At 60.7% G+C, this 20,702-nt stretch carries 17 protein-coding genes; 9 read left to right on the forward strand and 8 right to left on the reverse strand.

Going from position 1 to position 20,702, the window contains the following annotated elements; translation table 11 throughout:
- Positions 1-250: 250 nt before the first annotated feature.
- On the reverse strand, positions 251-3,142 hold the full coding sequence (locus ACWXWJ_RS05635) for a hypothetical protein (RefSeq protein WP_473963792.1): 2,892 nt from the start codon (positions 3,140-3,142) through the stop codon (positions 251-253).
- Between the two features lie 86 nt (positions 3,143-3,228).
- Positions 3,229-4,038: an NUDIX hydrolase gene (locus ACWXWJ_RS05640; RefSeq protein ID WP_473963793.1), complete on the reverse strand. Its 810-nt coding sequence runs from the start codon at positions 4,036-4,038 to the stop codon at positions 3,229-3,231.
- A 506-nt stretch (positions 4,039-4,544) separates the two neighbouring features.
- Between ACWXWJ_RS05640 and ACWXWJ_RS05645 the strand changes: the two genes are divergently transcribed.
- Genes ACWXWJ_RS05645 through ACWXWJ_RS05665 form a run of 5 tightly spaced genes read left to right on the forward strand, consistent with a single transcriptional unit; the run spans position 4,545 to position 8,601 of the window.
- Positions 4,545-6,029, forward strand: coding sequence for a CCA tRNA nucleotidyltransferase (locus ACWXWJ_RS05645; RefSeq protein WP_473963822.1), 1,485 nt, complete (start codon positions 4,545-4,547; stop codon positions 6,027-6,029).
- 53 nt (positions 6,030-6,082) lie between these two features.
- The gene (locus tag ACWXWJ_RS05650; RefSeq protein WP_473963794.1) at positions 6,083-6,847 is read left to right on the forward strand and encodes a hypothetical protein; all 765 of its coding nucleotides are present in this window, start codon (positions 6,083-6,085) and stop codon (positions 6,845-6,847) included.
- Positions 6,848-7,615 carry an AzlC family ABC transporter permease gene (locus tag ACWXWJ_RS05655; protein ID WP_448307894.1) on the forward strand — a complete coding sequence of 256 codons (768 nt, stop codon included), beginning with the start codon at positions 6,848-6,850 and terminating at the stop codon, positions 7,613-7,615.
- On the forward strand, positions 7,616-7,993 hold the full coding sequence (locus ACWXWJ_RS05660; RefSeq protein WP_448307893.1) for a branched-chain amino acid transporter permease: 378 nt from the start codon (positions 7,616-7,618) through the stop codon (positions 7,991-7,993).
- 47 nt (positions 7,994-8,040) lie between these two features.
- A complete protein-coding gene (locus ACWXWJ_RS05665) occupies positions 8,041-8,601 on the forward strand; it encodes an NUDIX hydrolase (protein WP_473963795.1) in 561 nt (186 codons plus the stop codon).
- A 22-nt stretch (positions 8,602-8,623) separates the two neighbouring features.
- Here ACWXWJ_RS05665 and ACWXWJ_RS05670 read toward each other — a convergent pair whose 3' ends face one another.
- Positions 8,624-9,637, reverse strand: a complete 1,014-nt coding sequence (locus ACWXWJ_RS05670) for a bile acid:sodium symporter family protein (protein WP_473963796.1) — start codon at positions 9,635-9,637, stop codon at positions 8,624-8,626.
- Between the two features lie 105 nt (positions 9,638-9,742).
- Positions 9,743-11,116 carry an MFS transporter gene (locus tag ACWXWJ_RS05675; RefSeq protein WP_448307972.1) on the reverse strand — a complete coding sequence of 458 codons (1,374 nt, stop codon included), beginning with the start codon at positions 11,114-11,116 and terminating at the stop codon, positions 9,743-9,745.
- Between the two features lie 579 nt (positions 11,117-11,695).
- On the opposite strand from ACWXWJ_RS05675, the gene ACWXWJ_RS05680 reads away from it, so the two are divergent.
- From ACWXWJ_RS05680 to ACWXWJ_RS05690, 3 genes are all read left to right on the forward strand, one after another.
- Complete coding sequence (locus tag ACWXWJ_RS05680) at positions 11,696-13,039, forward strand: anion permease (protein WP_473963797.1); 1,344 nt, start codon at positions 11,696-11,698, stop codon at positions 13,037-13,039.
- 76 nt (positions 13,040-13,115) lie between these two features.
- Positions 13,116-13,418, forward strand: coding sequence for a hypothetical protein (locus ACWXWJ_RS05685; RefSeq protein WP_293792064.1), 303 nt, complete (start codon positions 13,116-13,118; stop codon positions 13,416-13,418).
- A gap of 234 nt (positions 13,419-13,652) precedes the next feature.
- Entirely contained in the window at positions 13,653-13,904 is a 252-nt protein-coding gene (locus ACWXWJ_RS05690; RefSeq protein WP_293792063.1) for a hypothetical protein, read from the forward strand.
- Positions 13,905-13,953: 49 nt separating this feature from the next.
- Here ACWXWJ_RS05690 and ACWXWJ_RS05695 read toward each other — a convergent pair whose 3' ends face one another.
- The 3 genes from ACWXWJ_RS05695 to ACWXWJ_RS05705 all read right to left on the reverse strand — a co-directional run bounded on the left by ACWXWJ_RS05695 (position 13,954) and on the right by ACWXWJ_RS05705 (position 17,133).
- A complete protein-coding gene (locus ACWXWJ_RS05695; protein WP_473963798.1) occupies positions 13,954-15,045 on the reverse strand; it encodes a nucleoside hydrolase in 1,092 nt (363 codons plus the stop codon).
- Positions 15,046-15,975: a ribokinase gene (locus ACWXWJ_RS05700; protein ID WP_293792060.1), complete on the reverse strand. Its 930-nt coding sequence runs from the start codon at positions 15,973-15,975 to the stop codon at positions 15,046-15,048.
- 477 nt (positions 15,976-16,452) lie between these two features.
- Positions 16,453-17,133: an SdpI family protein gene (locus tag ACWXWJ_RS05705; protein WP_473963799.1), complete on the reverse strand. Its 681-nt coding sequence runs from the start codon at positions 17,131-17,133 to the stop codon at positions 16,453-16,455.
- 84 nt (positions 17,134-17,217) lie between these two features.
- On the opposite strand from ACWXWJ_RS05705, the gene ACWXWJ_RS05710 reads away from it, so the two are divergent.
- Positions 17,218-20,145 (forward strand): leucine--tRNA ligase, encoded by a 2,928-nt coding sequence (locus tag ACWXWJ_RS05710; RefSeq protein ID WP_473963800.1) that lies wholly within the window; start codon positions 17,218-17,220, stop codon positions 20,143-20,145.
- 16 nt (positions 20,146-20,161) lie between these two features.
- On the opposite strand, the gene ACWXWJ_RS05715 is transcribed toward ACWXWJ_RS05710, so the two are convergent.
- Positions 20,162-20,680, reverse strand: a complete 519-nt coding sequence (locus ACWXWJ_RS05715) for a hypothetical protein (protein WP_473963801.1) — start codon at positions 20,678-20,680, stop codon at positions 20,162-20,164.
- Positions 20,681-20,702 lie beyond the last annotated feature (22 nt).

Here is a 20,702-nt window from a genome sequence, read left to right on the forward strand (position 1 = left end):
ACATCGCCGTGGCCACTAGCGGAGGTCGGGTTTACCTCTGTGGAGCTTTGTGACGCCCCGTCTCCGCCCGCCGACACATCAGTCTTAGCGCGGTCTTTCTTCGGCGCTAGCGCCGGCGGCTGGGTTGCGCGGAAACGTCCACGTTGCCCAGCCGAGGGGCTAGCTGGTAGGTCTTCCCTCTCTTGCTCAGAAGTCACTACTCCATCTTTATGCACCAGCCGTATATTGCCTAACGGAGAAGTGGGCGTGTCTAGTTTTGTTCGCCCTCTACTGGGCGAGCAACGCGTTCCAGCGGCTTAGGGCTGAGATCTCCTCCGCCCCGTCCGCTGCGGCGATTCCACAAGAACTTGCCCGCCATGCCGATGCCCAGTAGGAGAATGCCGATGATCGCTACGCTACGCGTGGAAAGACCGGGGACGGACTGCACGCGCAGCTCCACAGGATCTGAAATGCGGGTGCCCTCCTGCAGATCCGCAGTTCCGTCCTGTTTCGTCGTCGCCAGCCATAAAGAGAGGTTGACCTGCTGGGATGTGTCCGCGATATCTGTGGTCAGCGACCAAGTGATGGAGCCCTTCGCCGGGATCATCGGCGAGGCCGTGGAATCCACATGAACGGTGACATCCGTGTTGGCGTCAGAACGATAATCAACCTCGGCCATCACAGGCAGGGGCAGTCCGTTGCGCGCAACGACAAGCAACGGTGAGGAATCGGAGGTGCGGGTGAAGACGTTGCCCGGTGGCAGCAGAGAGATCGAACGGCGCAATTGCGTGGTGACCTGCTCCACACGACCTAGCTTGGTGCTGAGTTCCCCACGCTGCACTTCGGCATAGTGGCGTTCACGCTTGCGATAAGTGGTTACGCCACGCAGCAAATCGGCAAACAATGGGCTGGTGAAGCCCTCGCGGGTCAGCGCAATCGCGGAATCGTTCTGCATAAAGAGCGTTAGCTCCCGCAGCTTGCGGGTCGCATCCGTCAGGGTGTCGAGATATGGCGAAGAGTACTCGCCAGGGTCGGTGTATGGCACCGTCGTGGTGCCAGAAGCCACCCGGGCAATGTCGATACCCCGGGGTTGTACGGCCTCCGGCAGCGGCGCGGGACGAGCAGAGCTGTTCTCCAGATGCTGGCTGATCGTCTGTAGGAAGTCGGCTGCTTGGGTCTTATTGACGGACCATGCAGCGGGCGGGACGGCCAAGGTGGGACGCCCGGAGTCGAGTTCCAGATCCAACACAGCCTGAGCCGTGGCGAGACGGGAAGCGGAACTGTCGTCGCTGAGGTTAAAGCGCAGCTCAGGGTTTGAATAAGCCGCAACTTCCGGGTGCTCGCCCAGTGCCTTGAGTACCGTGCCAAGATCCGCGGAATACGTCAGGGCGGTGGCGGTAGCAGAGGTACTCCCACTCTTGAGGGTCGCGCCGGGAAGATTTACAAGGCGGTGGTTCCATGCATTGTCCTCGGTGCTCGGCTGCTGGTGTTCGTTGGGCTGCTGGCCGGGCTGGCCGGACTGGTCGGGCTGGCTGGACTGGTCGGGCTGGTTCGGGTCAGCCGCGGACGTTGCCTCCGGCGGCAACGCCGGGGACTCGACGTTGACGGTATTCTCCGCCACCAGCGCAGTGACATGCCCAGCAGATGGAATAGCCGGTTCGCCTTGCACGGTCTGCTCAAAGCGTCGCGATTCGTCGGACTCCACAGGCTGCGCGCCTTCCGGCGTCTTGCTGATGCCCGCCGCCAGAATCTTCTGCGCCTCCGGGGACACGTAGCCAGCATCGGGAATCACCACGTTCTGCGTCGGCACCACACCCAGGATTCGTTGGATTACCCCGGCACCCATGCCGAGCCCACGCACTCGGAGCCAGTCAGAATCGACCTGCTCCAAAGCGTTAATGTCAGCCCCCGCATAGGGCAATGCCACCGAGCAGTTTCCCTGCACGACTTCCCGCAGGTCAGCAATCCATTTCTTCGCATCTGCATTGCCGGGCATGTGCTGGGCGTTGATGTCTTTGCCGCCTAAAATCTCGTCCCAGGAGTCGCGCAGACGTTTCTGTTCCTCCACCGGGTCGGGTGTGCGCTCGCCCACAAAGTAACCCTCTGCCAGCCGGTTCACGGTATCCAGCAGCTCCGGATCGATCGCAATACACGTCGCTTGCTTGAGCTTCTTCGACTTCGCTTCACGGTAGGCATCCAGCAGGCCACGCAGTCTGCCGCCCTCGGCGACCTCCTTGGCCAGCACGTCCTTTGTGACAAACGCGGGCCGGCGCTTGGGCGCGTCACCCGTCTGTCCGGCCGCCATATACGTAGGCCCGGCCAGCGGATACACGACGGTCACCGGAGAGCTGGGCTGTTCCTCCGTTCTTTTTGACGCCCCCACGCTAAGAGTGGTGCGCGCCACCGCCAGGTATTGCACACCCCCTTCGTTGGCAGCTTCCGGGTTCGTATCCTGACCACTTAGGCTAAACAACAGGGGATAAGCGCCGGGTTCACGAAAAGCGTCTGCGGGAATGCTGAGCGGTTGAGCCGAGGAGGCGTCATCAGAATCAGCGGATCCAGCCTCTCCTGCAGCTTTTCCGACAGGCAACGAGATCTTGATTTCGCGAGTCTCGCCGGGGCTGAGGGTGCCTTCGAGTTGTAAAGGCTGGCTGCTGAGGGAGTATTCGCCCTGGTTAGCGAGCTGTGCGACGCGGACTTCGGCGGCGGTAGCAGCCGTGCGATAGTACAGCGTGAGCGAGAGGTTGCTCAGGGCGTGCGAGCGGTCATTGCGGATGCGCAGGGTGTAGATCTGGTTGGCGGAGCTGCTGGGATTGCTCGACGCACTTGGGTTGGTTTGATCGGCTGGAGCGGTGTCGATACCTGTGATCTCCAGGTTCACGTCCTGTTGCGGGTCTGTCGCACGGGCCAGCGGATTGGCCCAGTAGGTATCGTCGCGAGCCTCGGGGTTCATCGGATCTGGGGCGGTGGTGGGTTGTGACCGGTTCGCGGAGTCCGCTCCTTGGGCTGCAGATTCGACGCCTTGGGCTGAGGTGTGGGTGGCGGGAGCCGAGGTGGCGTCAGAAATAGGGTTCGCAACTGCCGGGGCGACCGGGAGGGCGGAGAGTCCGCAGAGCGCGACAGAAACACCAAACGCCATGCAGGCATGGGGGAATCTAGACATTGCGCTCACCTTTTGCACGATTACATGCTTACTTAAGTACTTCTATTTAGTACTACTAGTTCTAGCAGTCCGACCTTGTCGATTCTTTAGCGTGGCGTGGCACGGCCAGCGTCGGCCTCTGCGCGGGCGAGATCGGCCAGGCTATCGAAAGCCTGCCGGGCAAGGCGACGCTCGTCAGCATACGCAAGGTGTTCGATAAGGCGGTTGACCGGCAACCAGCGAACCTCGGTGACCTCGGGATCCTCGTCATTGAGGTCACCATCGACATAGCGGAGCAGGTGGTGGTGGACGGTTTTGTGGATGCGGATGCCCTCAGACACGAACCAATAGTCGATGGTTCCAAGGTCTGCGATGACCTTGCCGGCGACGCCTGTTTCCTCCCACACTTCGCGTTCGGCGGTGGCGTGCTGGGATTCGTCCGGCTCAATGTGGCCCTTTGGCATGGACCACAGCAACCTGCCCCGGCGATCTAGACGGCCGATCAGAGCTACGTAAATCGAAGAAAAGTCGACGTCGCCGTTGGTCTGCACAGCTTCGGCCAGGCCAGAGAGCACGAGGCCGCCCGCGGAGGTTTCTACGGAAGTCGGCAGGTTGGAGTGCTCGTCGAAGGAATTAGGCCTTGAGTTGTGGCGACGGTTGTTGGACCCGGAGCCACGTCCGCGTCGCGACTGGTTTTTGCCTTTGCCCTTGTTTTTGTTTCTGCTGGGCTGGTTTCTGTTGGGCTGGTTGTTATTTGGCTGGTTGTTATTGGAGCCTTTGCCCTGGTTATTGCGGTTGTTTTGACCTTGGTTTTGGCTTTGGTTTTGGCTTTGGCCGCCGCCGGAGCGTGACCTTCTTCTTGAACGGCGGCGCCGGCGGCGGGGCGTGCCGTTTCCGGTGCTGTCGTTTCCACTCATTCTGATAACGATAGCCGGTTAACTGCACAATGTGGAACTGAATATGTAACCAGCGATGGAGAGGTATCCGCAGGCTGGGTGGTCAACTGTGAGGCCAAATGTCGTTAGAACGGGAATCTGTTATTGACAACCAATGTCGACCTTGCATTAGTGCAGGTCAGAGAGTTGTGAATTTTTGGAGATCCGGATTCCGGCTTTCACATTCCTGATCTAGCGACATCTGGGACTGCTTTGGGGCTGTTGTGGGACTGCTTTGGGACTTGTGAGGTGTGGAAGCTAGGGGCTGGTTGGCTCCGTACCGCGGGCTAGTAGAATCTGGCAGCGTGACAAACCCCGCCCACTCCCCTTCCAGCAAGCGTCCTGTGCAGTCGGGTGCACAGACCGGTTCAGCACAACAGGAACAGCCAGCCCATCAGGCAAAGCTGACACACCGGACATACTCGACACACCCGGCACAACAGGAACAGCCAGCCGATACTGCAGCAAATCAGCGAACCATCGACGGCATGCTGCAGGAGGCCTTCACCTCCCTGCGCGCGCTCGACCGCGACCTGCTGCCACTTACGCAGGCCTTCAACGAGGCCGGGCATAGCCTCTATCTCGTCGGCGGGTCGGTGCGCGACGCCCTGCTGGGGCGCCTCTCCCACGACCTGGACTTCACTACCGACGCCCGGCCGCAGGCAATCGTCGATATCGTCACGCCGCTGGCAGAAACCGTGTGGGACACGGGTATTGAATACGGCACGGTATCTGCACTGGTCAAGGGCCAGATCCTAGAGATCACCACCTTCCGCGCCGACCAGTATGACGGCCAGTCCCGCAACCCCGAAGTATCCTTCGGCGACAGCCTCGACGGAGACCTCATCCGCCGGGACTTCCGTGCCAACGCCATCGCACTGGAGCTTTCCCCCGACGGCAACCACCAGCTCCGCGACCCCCTGAACGGACTCGAAGACCTGCAGGCCGGAGTGCTAGACACCCCGGACAGCCCAGAGATCAGTTTCAACGACGACCCACTGCGCATGCTCCGCGCATGCCGGTTCGTCTCGCAGCTGGAGTTTGGCGTCACCAAACGAGTACAGCAAGCGATGACGGCGATGAGCGAGCAGATAAACCGCATCACCGTCGAGCGTGTGGCTGTGGAACTGAACAAGCTGATGCTTGGGGCCGCGCCGTGGGTGGGCCTGGATCTCATGGTCGAGACTGGGCTGGCTGATCACGTGCTACCGGAACTGCCTGCGTTGAAGCTCACGCAGGACGAGCACCGCCAGCACAAGGACGTCTACTGGCATTCGCTAAAGGTGCTGCGCAACGCCGTGAATCTGGAGGCGGAACGCGGCCTGGAGCCTTCGCTGGAACTGCGCATGGCGGCATTGCTGCATGATATTGGCAAGCCGGATACCAGGGCTTTTACCGAATCCGGGGCGGTGACCTTCCACCAACACGAGGTCGTTGGAGCGCGCATCACCCGGCGTCGCCTGCGGAAGCTCAAGTACTCCAAGCAGCATGTCCAAGACATTGGACAGCTGGTGTTCCTGCACATGCGTTTCCACGGTTACGCAGATAACCAGGGCAAAGGCCAAAACCAAGACGCCCCACGCGGCGCGGGCGAAAAGGATAACAACGAATCCACCTGGACTGACTCGGCGGTGCGCCGTTACGTCAACGACGCAGGCGAACTGCTGCCGCTGCTGCACTTGCTGGTCCGTGCGGACTGCACAACCCGAAACCAGCGGAAAGCCCAGAGGCTGCAGCGCACCTACGATAACTTGGAAAAGCGCATTGAACAGCTGCAGGCACAAGAGGACCTCGCCGCCGTCCGCCCCGACTTGGACGGCAACGAGATCATGCAGATCCTGAACCTCAAACCTGGCCCTGATGTGGGCAAGGCGTGGGCGTACCTGAAGGAGCTGCGGTTGGATCGCGGGCCGATGGATCATGACGACGCCGTCGCCGCACTGCAGGAATGGTGGGCTGCCCAGAATGACTGAGCGCACAATGACTGAGCGCACAATGACTAAGCCCAGAAAGGCAGATCGCAGACGTGAACGCTGACCAGCAAGAACTGAACGCCAACCTGCCGTTCGACGTGCAACCCGGAGACGTTATCTTCCAATCCCCGGCCACCGTCGTGGATCCCGCAGGATACGTCGAATCTATCGACGCAACCGCCGAGGACCTGCAGAAATACATGTCCGTCTTCGGTAATGCGCCGGGGGTGCTGGCCGAACCGGGATTGCCCGGCGCGGATGCACTGCTGGTGTTGGAGGTGCAGGACGATGCTGAAGGTGCTGGCGGCACCATTGTGGCAGTCCAGTTGGGCCTCATGAGTAGCGAAGCCGCCGCCAATCACCTCCCCGCTCTCGCGGACAAGCTCACCAAGCCAAAGGTTTTCTTCATTGGCGGCAACAACGAACCTGTTGTGCTCGCGGTTGGCCTGCTGGATGTGGATCGTTTGGAACTTGACGCCACCACCGCCTCCGCCCCCACGCGTTTCGGAAAGCGCGGCCAATTTCTGCTGGTCAGCACTGCCGAAGAAGCGCCGAGCGTGGATGAACAAGTCGCGGAGGTCGTTGGCCACGTGGACCCCTCCATGCTGCGGGGCTTAAGGCTCTTCCATAGCTATGTGCAGCTGGATATGCAGGACTTGCGTAATTGGGTGGATGCCGGGCTCGTTGGTGTGCAGGCCGCAACCGCCGAGGATGTTTTCACGGAAAGACCTGCGGAGACGTGGCGTCAATTGATGAAGCAGCGCCCCTTCCCCGACAACCTGTTCGTGACATGGGCGAGCCACCCAGAGCGTAATTAAATGGGCGCAGACAACTCGCACCGTAGCGTGCACCGCCGCAACCCGCACCGCGACTGGCGCGCCGGGATCGCCGACGCCTGGCCGGTCGCCTTGGGCATGGTGCCGCTGGGTCTGGCCTTTGGCCTGCTGATTACGCAGGTCGGCTTTGCATGGTGGTGGACGCCGATTTTCTCATTCGTCATCTACGCGGGCTCGATGGAGTTCTTGGCTGTCTCACTGGTCACGGGCGGTGTGGGTCCGCTGAGCGCAGCGTTATACGGATTTTTGGTGAACTTTCGCCATGCCTTCTACGCCCTGAACTACCCCATAGCCCATGTGCGTGGGTGGTTGGCTAAGGCATATGGCATCTATGCACTGACGGACGAGACGTATGCGATCCTCGCAGCCCGGCGCGATGCGCGGTGGTCGACGGCTCGCGTGCTGGCAGTGCAGAGTCTGCTGCAGGTCGGCTGGATCGGCGGTGGCCTGGTTGGAGCCTTGTTTGGAAGCGCCCTTCCCTTCGAGATCCAGGGCATGGAATTTGCGCTGATCGCCCTGTTCACGGTCTTGGTGATTGAAGCTTTCGTGAGCTTCAAGGATCTCTCCCTGCCGATTGTGGCCGTATTGTGTGGCGCCGTGGGCCTGCTGATCTCACCTGACAACATGCTGGTGATTGGCATGAGCCTGTACTTCCTCAGCCTCATCGTGCGTTTCGTGTGCCCGCCCTTGGATCGCGCTTTGCGGCTGAAGGTCGGCGCGGATAACGTCCTGTCCCGGGAGGTCGAGTAGATGGCTGAGCCCGTGCCTACTGTGCAATTGTTAGCCGCCGCTGGACTGCCCGAAGGGGTGCAACTGGGACCCACCCTGGCGGCCCTCGGCGCAATCTTCCTGGTGACCCTTGCCCTGCGCGGTCTGCCTTTCGCCGCCCTCCGTTTCTTCCGCGAGTCTGACCTCGTCACATGGCTTGGCCTGGCAATGCCCGTCGGCGTGATGACTCTCCTCGTCATCTACACCGTCTCCGGCCAGGCCAGCGCGCCGGGCGGACTGACGGCGGTCGGCATCGCCCTGGTTTTCACCGTCGCCTTGCATCTCTGGCGCCGTTCGACAACCTTGTCGATTCTTTTAGGCACGGTGCTGTATCTAGTCCTGGTTAACCTTGTTTTTTGACGCCCCTCCTCCCTCGCCTGCCGCCCCAGCACCGTAGAATAGCGCCCATGCCGACCCCAGAATTTATCGTCGAACTGCGCAAGAAAATCGGCCACGATGAGCTGTGGCTGCCGGGTGTGACGGCCATTGTCATCCGTGACGTCCCGGAGGATGCACCAATATGGGCTGTGCCAGAGGTGCTGCTGGTCAAGCGCGCCGACGACGGGCAGTGGACGCCCGTGACTGGCATTGTTGATCCGCGTGAAGAGCCCCATCTTGCGGCGATCCGCGAGGTGCGGGAGGAAACCGGTCTAAATGTGCAGGTCGATGCGTTGCTGGGCGTGGGGCAAGTTGGGCCGATCGAGTATCCGAACGGGGATGTGACGAGTTATGTGGATACCACCGTGCGCTGCACGGTCATCCCCGACCCCGAGACCGGCGAGTTCAACGACGAACCAGTGGTTGGCGACGGCGAGTCCACCCAGGTTGGCTGGTATTCGATCTCGCAAATGCCTCCGATGCAGCCGCGCTTCCGCCTGGTTGTGGCTGATGCGGTGGCGCAGATGAAGCACCCTGCCGGGTTCCGTCCGCGCATGGGATATGTAAAGCGGCTGCAGAAACCGGAATAGCTATGCCGTGAAGTTCTCCGCTTTACCAGGTGTGCGCGCCGACGGTCTGTCCTCCCTCTGGGAACCGCGTGGCATAGGAACTGGCGCGCATGGAGCAGATCACAAGCTGCACCTGGTGGAAGATCATCAGCGGCAGGATCATCATGCCAAGGCTTGCTCCCCCGAACATCACTGCCGCCATCGGTAGCCCGGAGGCCAGGGACTTCTTGGTGCCAGCGAACTGAATAGCTACCTGGTCTGCATAGTCGAAGCCCAACTTTCGGGAGGTGAAGCTGGTAATCCCGAGCATAACGTGAACCAGCGCGATGGAGCCCACCACCAAGCCAACGATGGTAAGCCAGCTGACGGAGCCCCACACGCCGGAGACAATACCCTCCGAGAAGCTGACGTACACCACCAGGCCGATGGAAATCTGATCCACCTTTTTCGTCGCCTTTGACGCCGCAAACTTGTACACCCACCTGCGCAAGAGTTGGCCAATGGCAAAAGGCAGCAGCAGTTGCACGCCGATGTCCAGAAAAGTGCTGGCGTCAATATGAAAACCTTCCGAAGAAGACATCAGGAACAGCACCAGCAGCGGTGTGAATAGAACACCTAGCAGGCTAGAGACGCTCGCTGCGACGATTGAGGCGGCGACGTGGCCTCGCGCGATGCTGGTGAATGCGACTGAGGACTGAACCGTCGACGGCACCAGGGTACAGAAGAGAATCCCCAGGTAAAGCTCATTTCCGACGATCCCCTTAAGTGGCATCATAGCTACACCGATGAGTGGGAAGACCACGAAAGTGAACGCCATGATCAGCAGGTGCAGTCGCCAATGCAGCAGACCCTTGAGCGCTTCTTGTGGGGAAAGCCGTGCGCCATAGAGGAAGAATAGGAAGGCGATGGCAATCTTCGTCAAGACACTTGCGACATCCGCGGCCTCGCCGCGCACGGGCACAATAACCGCCGCCATGACCGCGATGACGATCAGGACAATGAGGAAGTCTGGCCGGTAATTGATGATGCGCTGCCACAGCGGAAGTTTTTCTGCCATGTGTCTCTATATTATTGACGCCCCTATTCCCGCGAACCGCAAACGTCGAGAAACGTTGCAGGCGCCGGATAGGGGCGGAGTGTGCCAGCTAAATGGGCGTGTGGCTTAGACGATGGCGCGGTCGAGCTCCGCGACAGTCTGCTTGGGGATGAGCGATGCTACAGCCGCAGCGATGCCCAAGATGACCGCGGCGGCGATAAACGCCGTGGTGTAGCCCGCTACGGAGTCCGAGCCTTGGGGAGAGCCGGCGACCTGGAAAACCGGCAGGATGGCGAAGGATACGCCGGCGCCGAGGTTGAAGCCCGCGGAGTTCATGCCGGGCAGGAAGCCCTCGTTATCCTTCGGTGAGTTCACGACACCGAGGTTGTTGATGACAATGTTTCCGACACCCGCGTAGGTGACGCCCAGCAGGATGACGATGATAACCAGAACTGCCAGGGACTTTACGCCGACGAATGCGAGCCCCAGCATCAGCACCGCGCTGGCGATGTTGGCGATGATGATCAGCCGTCCATAGCCCACCCTTGGCGCCCAACGGCCTGCGAAGGGGCCTACTGCCCAGCCGACGAGGGCGTAGGGGGTCAGCAGCCACAGCGAGGCCTTGTCGGCCTCCAGGCCGAAACCTGCATCTGGGTTCTGTGCCAGAGAGATTGCTACACCGTTGACTGCGGCGAACACGCCGGTCATTGTCAGCACGGTAGTGGCCAGCAGCGCCCATGTGTGGCGGCGGGCCAGGTACTTCGGGGCGACCAACGGCTGCGAGTGGCGGCCTTCGTATTTCCAGAAGCCCAGGAATACCGCGGGGCCGATGATCAGCATGGCAATGACGTACAGCCAGTTTGCCTCCCCGGCCTTGCCGGCCTCGTTGACGCCCAGCGTGATGCACAGCACCGAAATCACTAGCAGCGCAGCGCCAGCCCAGTCCATTTTCACATTGTCCGAAGGCTTAGATTCCGGTGCACCGAATGCGACAACGACGGTGGCGATGATGCCAATAATGGCGATGAGCCAGAATACAGAGCGGAAGCCGTAGTTTTCTGCCAGCCAGCCGGCGAGGATAACGTCGATGCCCGCTACGCCACCATTGATGGCTGCCAGCAGACCCATGAGGGTGCCGAGGCGCACCTCTTCCTTCACCTGGCTGCGCAAGATGATGAGGGTCATGGGAATTGTCGGGCCGGCGATGCCCTGCATGGCACGGGCAACCATCAGCACGCCGATATTGGGTGCCAGCGCGGCGATGAGTCCGCCGAGGGACATTACGCCGAGCATGATGACGAGGATTTTGCGGCGGCCGACGATATCCGACAGGCGCGGTAGGAATAGGCCACACATCGCGCCGCCGGTGAAGAACGCGGTTTGGGTGAGGCCGGTGGCGGCTTCATCTGTATTTAGCTCGCGGGCCATAGTCGCTAGCACCGGGGAGAGCATGGAAGCATTGAGCTGGAAAGCGATTGCCGCGGTGATGAGCACAGTCATCAGCAGGCCGATTCCGCCAGGGCGGGAATCTATCGGGTCGGGCGAGACGGCAGTGCCAGTGCCAGTTTTGCCAGTGGTCGCGCCGGGCGCGTCTGCCGGGGCGCGGTCGGCAGAGGACGGATTGGTGGAATTCATGGGCAACCCCCGAGAGTGCTTAAAGATTTCTGCAAAACGTGTAGCTAGCACGTGTAGTTAGCACTGTAATGCATAGTTAGCGCGACGATAAGGTCTGGCCATTGAGGCGCTTGCCACTTATCTAAAGGTAAACAGAGTATTAATAAAGGTCGTCGCGTGAGTGAATATTGTTGGACAAATTGATAAAGAGGTAGTCGATTGAGGACGCGTTGGGGGCGAAATGAAGCCCATAGAATCATCTTGACCAGCAGTTATGTCTGATACCTGGGGGGGTCGCTGGTGCTAGGAAGGGGTTAAGATCCGCAATGTTGTTGAGGCTTTAGGGGCGGAGTAGCTTAACTCACTGTCGGAAAACTACAGGAACCACGCGAGTGGCCTGCGACCAACTTATTCCGATCTCATCGCCATTAATAGCAGTAACTTAATGTTTAAGGGGTCACTGTCGTGACAACGACGCTCATCATCATGGTCATCGTAGTGCTCACCGCACTAGCTTTTGACTTCACCAATGGCTTCCACGACACCGCTAACGCGATGGCTACGTCCATCGCTACCGGTGCCCTGAAGCCCTTCACTGCAGTAGCTATTTCCGCTGCCCTAAACCTGGTCGGTGCGTTCTTGTCCGTCAACGTTGCCGCCACAGTCGCCAAGGGCATCGTCAACCTTGATTCTTATGACTTGGCGAATAGCGGGGATGGCGACGCGCTGCTCCTTGTCGTGTTCACCGGTCTGATCGGTGGCATCTTCTGGAACCTATTTACCTGGCTGCTGGGTCTGCCCTCCAGCTCGTCTCACGCTCTGTTCGGTGGACTCATCGGCGCAGCTTTCGCTGCCCTGGGCACCGGCGGCGTGGCCTGGAGCTCCATCCTGGGCAAGATCATCGTGCCTGCGGTTGCCTCCCCGTTCATCGCTGCAATGGTCTCCGCTGTCGGCACCTTCATGATCTACTGGGTGACAAACACCATTCCGAACAAGGTGAAGAACGAGCACTTCCGCCACGGACAGATCGTCACGGCCTGCCTGGTCTCCCTCGCGCACGGTGCTGGTGACGCGCAGAAGACCATGGGTGTTATCTTCCTGGCGCTGGTTGCAGCCGGCTCCGCCGACGAAGCCGCCCGCATCCCGACCTGGGTCATCATTGCTTGTGCAGTTGCCATCGCAGCCGGCACCCTGTCCGGCGGTTGGCGTGTGATCCGCACCCTGGGTAAGGGGCTGGTCGAGATCGAGTCCCCGCAGGGTATGGCCGCAGAGTCCAGCTCCGCAGCTATCATCCTGACCTCCGCTGCAGGCGGCATGGCACTGTCCACCACTCACGTCTCCACCGGCTCCATCCTGGGTACCGGCCTGGGCCGCAAGGGTGCGAAGGTCCGCTGGGGCGTGGCAATGCGCATGGTCGCTGCATGGCTGATTACCCTGCCGTGTGCCGCGTTTGTTGGCTTCGCGTCCTGGTGGGTCGCCACCGGCGTATCCAAGATGACCAACACCATGGGCGGTGTGATCGTTGACTTCATCCTGCTGATCGCGATGGCTGCAGCGATCGTCATCCGCGCCCGCATGAACCCGGTTGACGCTAACAATGTTAACGACGATTGGGATCCGGACTCCGAGTCTGTCGACTCCTCCATGAAGACCGGTACCACCGCAGCCGCTGCCAAGACCACCGATCGCCAGCCCACTACCGAGCATGATCCAGAGATGGTCGGAGCCGGTTACCCCACCCCTTCTGACACTGTCGCTGAGGTCGTTGCAGACCCCAAGCACCCTGGCCTAGGCAACGACGGCAAGTAGCCACAACACACAGGCACACAAGCCCCACCTTGGCTCGTTGGAGCCAAAGCTAAAAACACAGAAAGTGTGAAGAACAATGACTGCCCCTGAAATCTTCCAGGCCATCATCCGAGTCGCTGCCCTGGCTCTTCTGTTCGGCGCTGGTATTCCTGTTCTGTTCTCCCTTGGCATGCGCTGCATGACTGGTGACCCTATCCGCGACGATAACGGTGTCATCGTTGGAGATACCGAGGCCTCGACGCAGATGAAGGTTCTCGGCTGGACCGTGTACGCGGTACTGGCAGCCGTGATCCTGCTGGGTATCGTCTGGGTGGCGAAGGATTCCCTGAACCACTACTTCGGCTGGAACCTGTTCCCAGGTATGTCTGGCCACCACTAAAAACACCGGGGTTGAGAGCCCCGGCTTCAGACACACGACTATCGCCAAACGGCCTGCGAAGTGATCTACTTCACTTTGCAGGCCGTTTGTATATTTTCTGTCAATATCGCGGAAGATTGTGGACTTTTGGAAATTTGTTGGTAGATTCAACCGTTGTAACAAATGCGGTATCTCCAGAAGAGCCACCGCATTGCGAAGGCACCATTCAAATTCGAAAGTAAAGAGGTGAGCCAAATGATGACCTTCAACGAGATCTTCAGCAAGGTTTCGACAGCATTCACGAGCTCCACCGGGACCGGCCTGGACGTGCTCAATGGCGTTCAGACCGAGGAGCGTATTGCGATGGAGCTGTTCGCGAACGATACGATCCCCGCGACCACCAGCGATATCGCTAACGCCTACCGCACTGTCTTGGGGCATGAGGCCAGCGTAGAAGACCTCCTCGACACGGAGAACTACCTGTTGGCCTTCGGCTGGCTGCGCTAAGAAGCACAGCACCTCCTCACATTCCGCGCCAGCATGTGCAGTGTGAGGACTATGCAAAGTCCGTGTTGCCGATGCGTTGCAGCGCATCGACCAGTAAATCCCAGAACCGATCCGCGTCGACGTCCACCGCAACGCGTGTGTGCAACGGAGCCGTGGTGGCGTCGGAACTAGAAACATCAGAATCATCGGCCGTGCCCAGTGCGGTCGGATCCTGACAACCTTCCTGGCTGCCCCATGTGCGCCGCAGATCCACGACAGTCGCTCCGCGCGTGAACTGGCCCTGCGTCTCTACGTCAATGGGCGCTAGTACAGTGTGTACGACCTGCGGATCCGCGACGGCTGCCACAGCCAGAGGGTCGTGCATCGGCGGGCCTGGGTAGTGCCGCTCCTTCATATAGGCCGCGCCGAAAAACTCCACCAGTTCTGCGATGAAGGTCGCTACATCAGTGCCGACGTTCGTCAGTTGTGCCATCCGCTCGGGGGTGGCCAGCACCTTGTGAGTGACGTCCAGCCCCACCATCGTCACAGGCCAACCCGCGCCGAACACGATCTTCGCGGCCTCCGGGTCCGCCAGGATGTTGAACTCGGCGCTGGCAGTCATGTTGCCCGCGTGGTGCGCTCCGCCCATCAGGGTGACGCCACCTACCCGTTCAACCAGTTCCGGATACATGCGGGCGAACAGGGCGATGTTGGTCAAAGCTCCTGTCGGGACGATGGTGACAGTTCCCGGCTCGTTGTCCCGGATGATGTCCGCAATGAGGTTAACTGCGTGGCGCGGGTCTCGTTCAGCGCCAGGGGCGGGTAGCTGGGGGCCGTCCAGGCCGCTGTCTCCGTGAATTTCCTCCGGGATGATCTGCGGTGCCACCAGCGGCCGGTCGGCTCCGGCGGCGAAGGGAATGCCGGTGATGTTGCCGACTTTCGCCAGTGCCAGCGCATTCTTGGTGACCTTTTCTAACGTCTGGTTACCTGCCACCGTGGTGACTGCCAGCAGGTCGAGATTTGGGTTTCCCCAGGCCAGCAGCATCGCAATGGCGTCGTCGTGGCCAGGATCGCAGTCGAGGATGATCTTTCGTACGGAGTTGGTTGGCACGGTGTTGGTTGGCACAGAGTTAGCTGGCACGGTGTTGGCATTTGCAGTCATTTAAGCATCCCCTAGGCGACGGATTTCGTTTTCAGTGGCGTAGCTTCCAGCGGCTCCGCGCTTCTGCGTGGCCAGTGCCCCGGCTGCCGCTCCCAGCGTGCAGGCATCCACGAGGGTCTCCCCTTGTGCCAGCGCGGCGGCGAGCGTGCCGCAGAAGGCATCACCTGCACCAGTGGTGTCTACGACATGTTCGACGTAGACGGCGGGAATGTGCACCGGTTCGGCGTCCTTTTCCAAGATCAGCGCACCACGCTGCCCCAAAGTAACGACGACGGAGCGGGCCGTGGCCCGCAGGTCTTCGATAAGGTCCTCGACAGGAGTTCCGGGGGCGGCGTCGAGCACGGCGGCGGCCTCGCCTTCGTTCAGGACTAGTGGGTCGGCAGCGGCCAGTAGTTCGGGATCGCGCGTGGTTACCGGCGCGAGGTTCAGCACCAGTCGAGTGTCCGAGTTCGCCACCAACTTCGGCAGTTCCGCACTGTGTTCAGGGGTGAGCTCGCCTTGCGCCAGGACGATCGGCACCGGCCCCTGGCGTCGCAGCTCGTCGACAGTTTCGCGCTGCTGGGCGGGGCTGACCAGCTCGTTTGCGCCGGAAGTGACGATGATGATGTTCTCACCGCTGGGATCGTTCATGATGAATGCGCGCCCCGTCGGCTGCCTACTCGTGACCAAGTAGTCGGTGTTCACACCGTGTTCGCGCAGCTGTTGCAGGGCCAGCTCGCCCTGTGGGTCGTTGCCTACCGCAGACAAAAGAACGGTATTGACGCCCATATGTGCGCACGCTGCCGCCTGATTAGCGCCCTTTCCGCCGAGACCCTCTATGCCGGGTTTTGCAATGGTAGTTTCCCCTGGTAGGGGGAAGTTTTGGACGGTGACGAAGGTATCTACGTTAGTGGTGCCTGATACGACGACGGTGGCGTTGCTGTCTCTCATGGTTCCCCAGAATACTGGAGAATACTGGGTTAGCTGGGGCGGCGGAGCTGCGGCAGCGGACGTGGTGGAGCCGCGGCGACGGGTGCAGTGGTGCTGGGTTGATGGGTGCAGTGGTGCTGGGGCGACGGGCTGAAGTCTGGGTAGTTTTGGGATGCCGATGGCTGGCTGGATGGCCGGCTGGAGGGGTGAATGTCCCAAATTCCACGTCTTAGAATATAACTATTCTATTTTCGCAGGTCAGAGGACCGCCATTTTTAGCTTCAAACCCGCTTCTTTCAATAACTCGTAGATTTGGGACATTGACCCTTTAGGAGCCCCAATGCGGGCAGGATTCGCGGAGAGATAGCGAGGCGAGATAAGGCAGACAGAAACCAAGCCCCCGACGGAGTCGGGGGCTTGGGACTTGAGCCTCAGGGCGAGGCGGTACTGGGCGAGGCCCGTGCTGGGCTAACAGTACTTGGGCTAGGGGGTGCTGGACTAGGCCTGTGCCGGGTTCTGCGCGGAGTCTTGCGCCGAGGCGGCCCGCTGGGCGGCCTCCCAGTCCACGCCGCCGCCTTCGCAGGAGCCATTCAGCGAGCAGCTGCCGCAGGCCTTGCCGCTTGCGCACGCCTCCGCGCTCACCGTGCCGGCCTTGGCGCCGGAGCCCGCAGCCTGACCAGCGCTAATGCCAGCACTCTGGTCTGCGCCAACGCCAGAGTCGTCGGAACAGCAAGCGCCAGCGGAGTCGGAAGCGCCGGCGGCCTCGCTGGAACTGGAGCAGCAGGAGTCCGAGGTGGCGTCACCGCTAGAGCAACAGGAAGAATCGGCGGCCTCGAGCTGAGCGGCACGGGCATCCAGGCGTGCGACGGTGTGGGCGCCCAGAGCAGAGCCGAGGCCGATCAAAAATACGGCACCGATCAGCAACAATGCGAAGACCAACCACATCCAGCCGCTCACCTTCAAGGTGATCAGCGCCGCGCCCAGGAATGCCGCACCCGCGCCCATCCAAGCCGGGCCGACGATTTTGTGTGCGGTAATCCAGAGTTCCTTGGACTTACGCACCTCCGGAACCCGCAGGCCAACCACTGGATTCCCCGGCAGCTTCCCCATTGCTCCCAGCAGCCCCGCGACGAAGAAAGCCAGCCCCACTAATACCAACACGACGGTCAAGACGATCATGGAAAACAGTCTATTACCGCAGGTGGCCAACAAGCCAAACGCAATAACCTGCCCTGTCTGGGCGACCTACTAGACTGTTTAACCATGACGAACGGCAGCACTGCAGACAATTCCTACCGCTATACGCCTGACCTCGCGGCCAAGATCGAGGCCAAGTGGCAGAAGCACTGGGCCGATAACGGCACGTTTAACGCCCCGAACCCCACGGGCGACCTAGCCGAGCCGGGCACGGAGCTGCCGGAGGATCGCAAGTTCATCCAGGACATGTTCCCCTACCCCTCCGGTGTGGGCCTGCACGTTGGCCACCCGCTGGGCTACATTGGCACGGACGTGTTCGCGCGATTCCACCGCATGAAGGGCGCAAATGTCCTGCATACGCTGGGTTATGATGCGTTTGGCCTGCCTGCCGAACAATATGCCGTGCAGACGGGCACCCACCCGCGCACCACCACCATGGCGAATATCTCCAATATGGAACGCCAGCTGGGCCGCCTGGGTCTGGGACACGACAAGCGCCGCAGTTTCGCCACCACGGATACCGACTACTACCGCTGGACTCAGTGGATTTTCCTGCAGATTTACAACTCCTGGTTCGACCCGGAAGCCAAGAACGCCAACGGCACCCTGGGTAAGGCCCGCCCCATCGCCGAGCTGGAAGAGAAGCTGGCCGCTGAGCGTGCCGACTGGGCGGAGCTCAGCGCTGTCGAGAAGCAGGAGATCCTGGATAGCCACCGCTTGGTCTACCGCTCCAACTCCACGGTGAACTGGTGCCCCGGCCTGGGCACAGTGCTGGCCAACGAAGAAGTTACGGCGGAGGGGCGCTCCGAGCGCGGAAACTTCCCGGTCTTCCGCAAAAACCTACAGCAGTGGATGATGCGCATCACCGCGTACTCCGACCGGCTGATCGACGATCTTGAGTACCTCGACTGGCCGGAGAAGGTGAAGTCGATGCAGCGCAACTGGATCGGCTGTTCCCGTGGTGCGGAGGTTACATTTGACTGCCTCGGCCAAGACATTGATGTCTTCACCACCCGCCCGGACACGCTCTTCGGTGCGACGTACATGGTGCTGGCCCCGGAACACGAGCTGGTCGATACCCTCGTCGCGCAGGCTGGTTCTTCTACGGGTAAGGACGCCTACACGGATGTTGACCCACGGTGGACCTATGGGCAGGCGAACCCGACTGCTGCAGTGGAGGCATACCGTGCGGCAATCGCCGCCAAATCCGATCTGGAGCGTCAGGAGAATAAGGAAAAGACGGGCGTTTTCCTGGGCGTTTATGCCACCAATCCAGTCAATGGTGCACAGGTGCCAGTCTTCATCGCGGACTATGTGCTGACGGGTTATGGCACCGGCGCGATCATGGCCGTGCCGGCGCATGACACGCGCGACTTTGAGTTCGCCACCGAGTTCGGGCTGCCAATTGTGCCGGTGCTGTCCGCTGAGGGCGCTGAAGCTGGCTCTGAGGCCGGAGACGGAGCCGAAATGACGGAGGCGTTCACCGAAGACGGTCCGCACATCAACTCCAACAACTCCGATGGCCTGGAGCTCAATGGACTGGGTAAGGCCGAGGCCATCGACAAGGCCATTGAATGGCTGGAAGCCAAGGGCACCGGCAGTGGCAAGATCCAGTACAAGCTGCGGGACTGGCTGTTCGCCCGTCAGCGCTACTGGGGTGAGCCCTTCCCCGTCGTTTATGACGAGAACGGTGTGGCGCACGCCCTGCCGGAGGAGATGCTTCCCGTCGAACTGCCGGAAGTAGAGGACTACAAGCCCGTCAGCTTTGACCCGGAAGACAAGGACTCTGCACCGCAGCCCCCACTGGCCAAGGCTAAGGAGTGGGTTGAGGTCACCCTGGATCTCGGCGACGGCGAGAAAACCTACTACCGGGACACGAACGTCATGCCGCAGTGGGCGGGTTCCTCGTGGTACCAGCTGCGCTACATCGACCCGAATAACGACAATGCCCTGGTAGACATCGAAAATGAGCGTTACTGGGTTGGCCCGCGCGAAGGTCGCCCCTCTGGCGGTGTGGATCTGTACGTGGGCGGCGTGGAACACGCCGTGCTGCACCTGCTGTATGCCCGTTTCTGGCACAAGGTGCTCTTTGACCTGGGTGTTGTCTCCAGCTTCGAGCCCTACTACCGCCTGTACAACCAGGGCTATATCCAGGCTTATGCTTACACGGATTCCCGTGGCGTATACGTACCTGCAGAAGAGGTCACCGAGCGCGACGGTAAGTTCTTCTGGGTTCGCACAGCCGATGACGCTGAGGGCGTCGACAAGGAAGAAGAGGTATTCCAGGAATACGGCAAGATGGGCAAGTCTCTGAAGAACGCGGTCTCGCCCGACGAGATCTGCGATGACTACGGTGCGGACATCCTGCGTGTATACGAGATGGCGATGGGCCCACTCGACACGTCGCGGCCGTGGGCGACGAAGGACGTGGTGGGTGCGCAGCGCTTCCTGCAGCGCGCGTGGCGCCTCGCCGTGGATGAGAACACGGGTGAGTGCTCTGTGAGCGATGACGCCCTCACTGATGATGACCTGAAGGCCCTGCACAGGACCGTCCAGGGCGTTCACGAGAACTATGCAGAGCTGCGCGACAACACAGCCGTCGCGAAGCTGATCGAGTACGTGAACTACCTGACGAAGACGTACTCCACGGGACAGACTCCGCGTGCGGCCGTGGAACCACTTGTGCAGATGCTTGCACCAGTGGCACCGCACATTGCCGAGGAGATGTGGGAGGTGCTGGGGCACGCCGATGGCATCACGTACGTTCCCTTCCCGGAGTGGGACGAGAAGTGGCTGGTGGATGACACCATCGAGCTGCCCGTGCAGGTGATGGGCAAGCTACGTGGCCGCATCAACGTGGCAGCGGATGCTTCACGAGAGGACATTGAGGCCGCTGCGCTGGAAGAACCGAACGTGGCCGCGCACATCGAGGGTAAGGCGGTGGCGAAAATCATCGTCGTGCCGGGCAAGATGGTGAACGTCGTCGCAAAGTAGCGCGCGGCGGCGCCTTTTAGAGGTTGTGGTCGAGGATCAGGTAGGCGCCAACTGACGTGATCCAAGCCATGCAGAACGGCATAATGAACCAGATCACCGCTACCCATGGGCGCCAGCGCTGGTGCTTCTTCCACTTGTAATAGGTGATAAAGGCCGAGCCGAACAGGCCGAAAAACGCCAGCGAGGTAGGAACGATGGCGAAGAGCAGCTGGAACGTGCGGCTACACAGCTGAGCGGAGGAATCAGCCTCGCAGTACGGCCCGCCAATGGCCTTCGAGGCCACCCAAATCAAAATGGCGGATAGCGTGGTCGACACAATCACGCCGATGAAGAACCGTATCGCCTGGCGGGTGGACTTATTGTTGCGCTCCAGGCGGAGCAAAGGGTCGGCTTCGTAGTCGAGCTCCGAGGGCGCGCCGGGACGATCAAGGTCGGAGAGCTCACCCGGAAAATCCAGGTCGTTCGCACGAGGATCGGCGTCAGGGCTCGGTTTATCAGCAGGTGAGGGGCTATCGTTCAAACCATCAGTGCTCATAATGCCCTCAAATCTACACGCC

Source organism: Corynebacterium sp. p3-SID1761 (genome assembly GCF_055862885.1).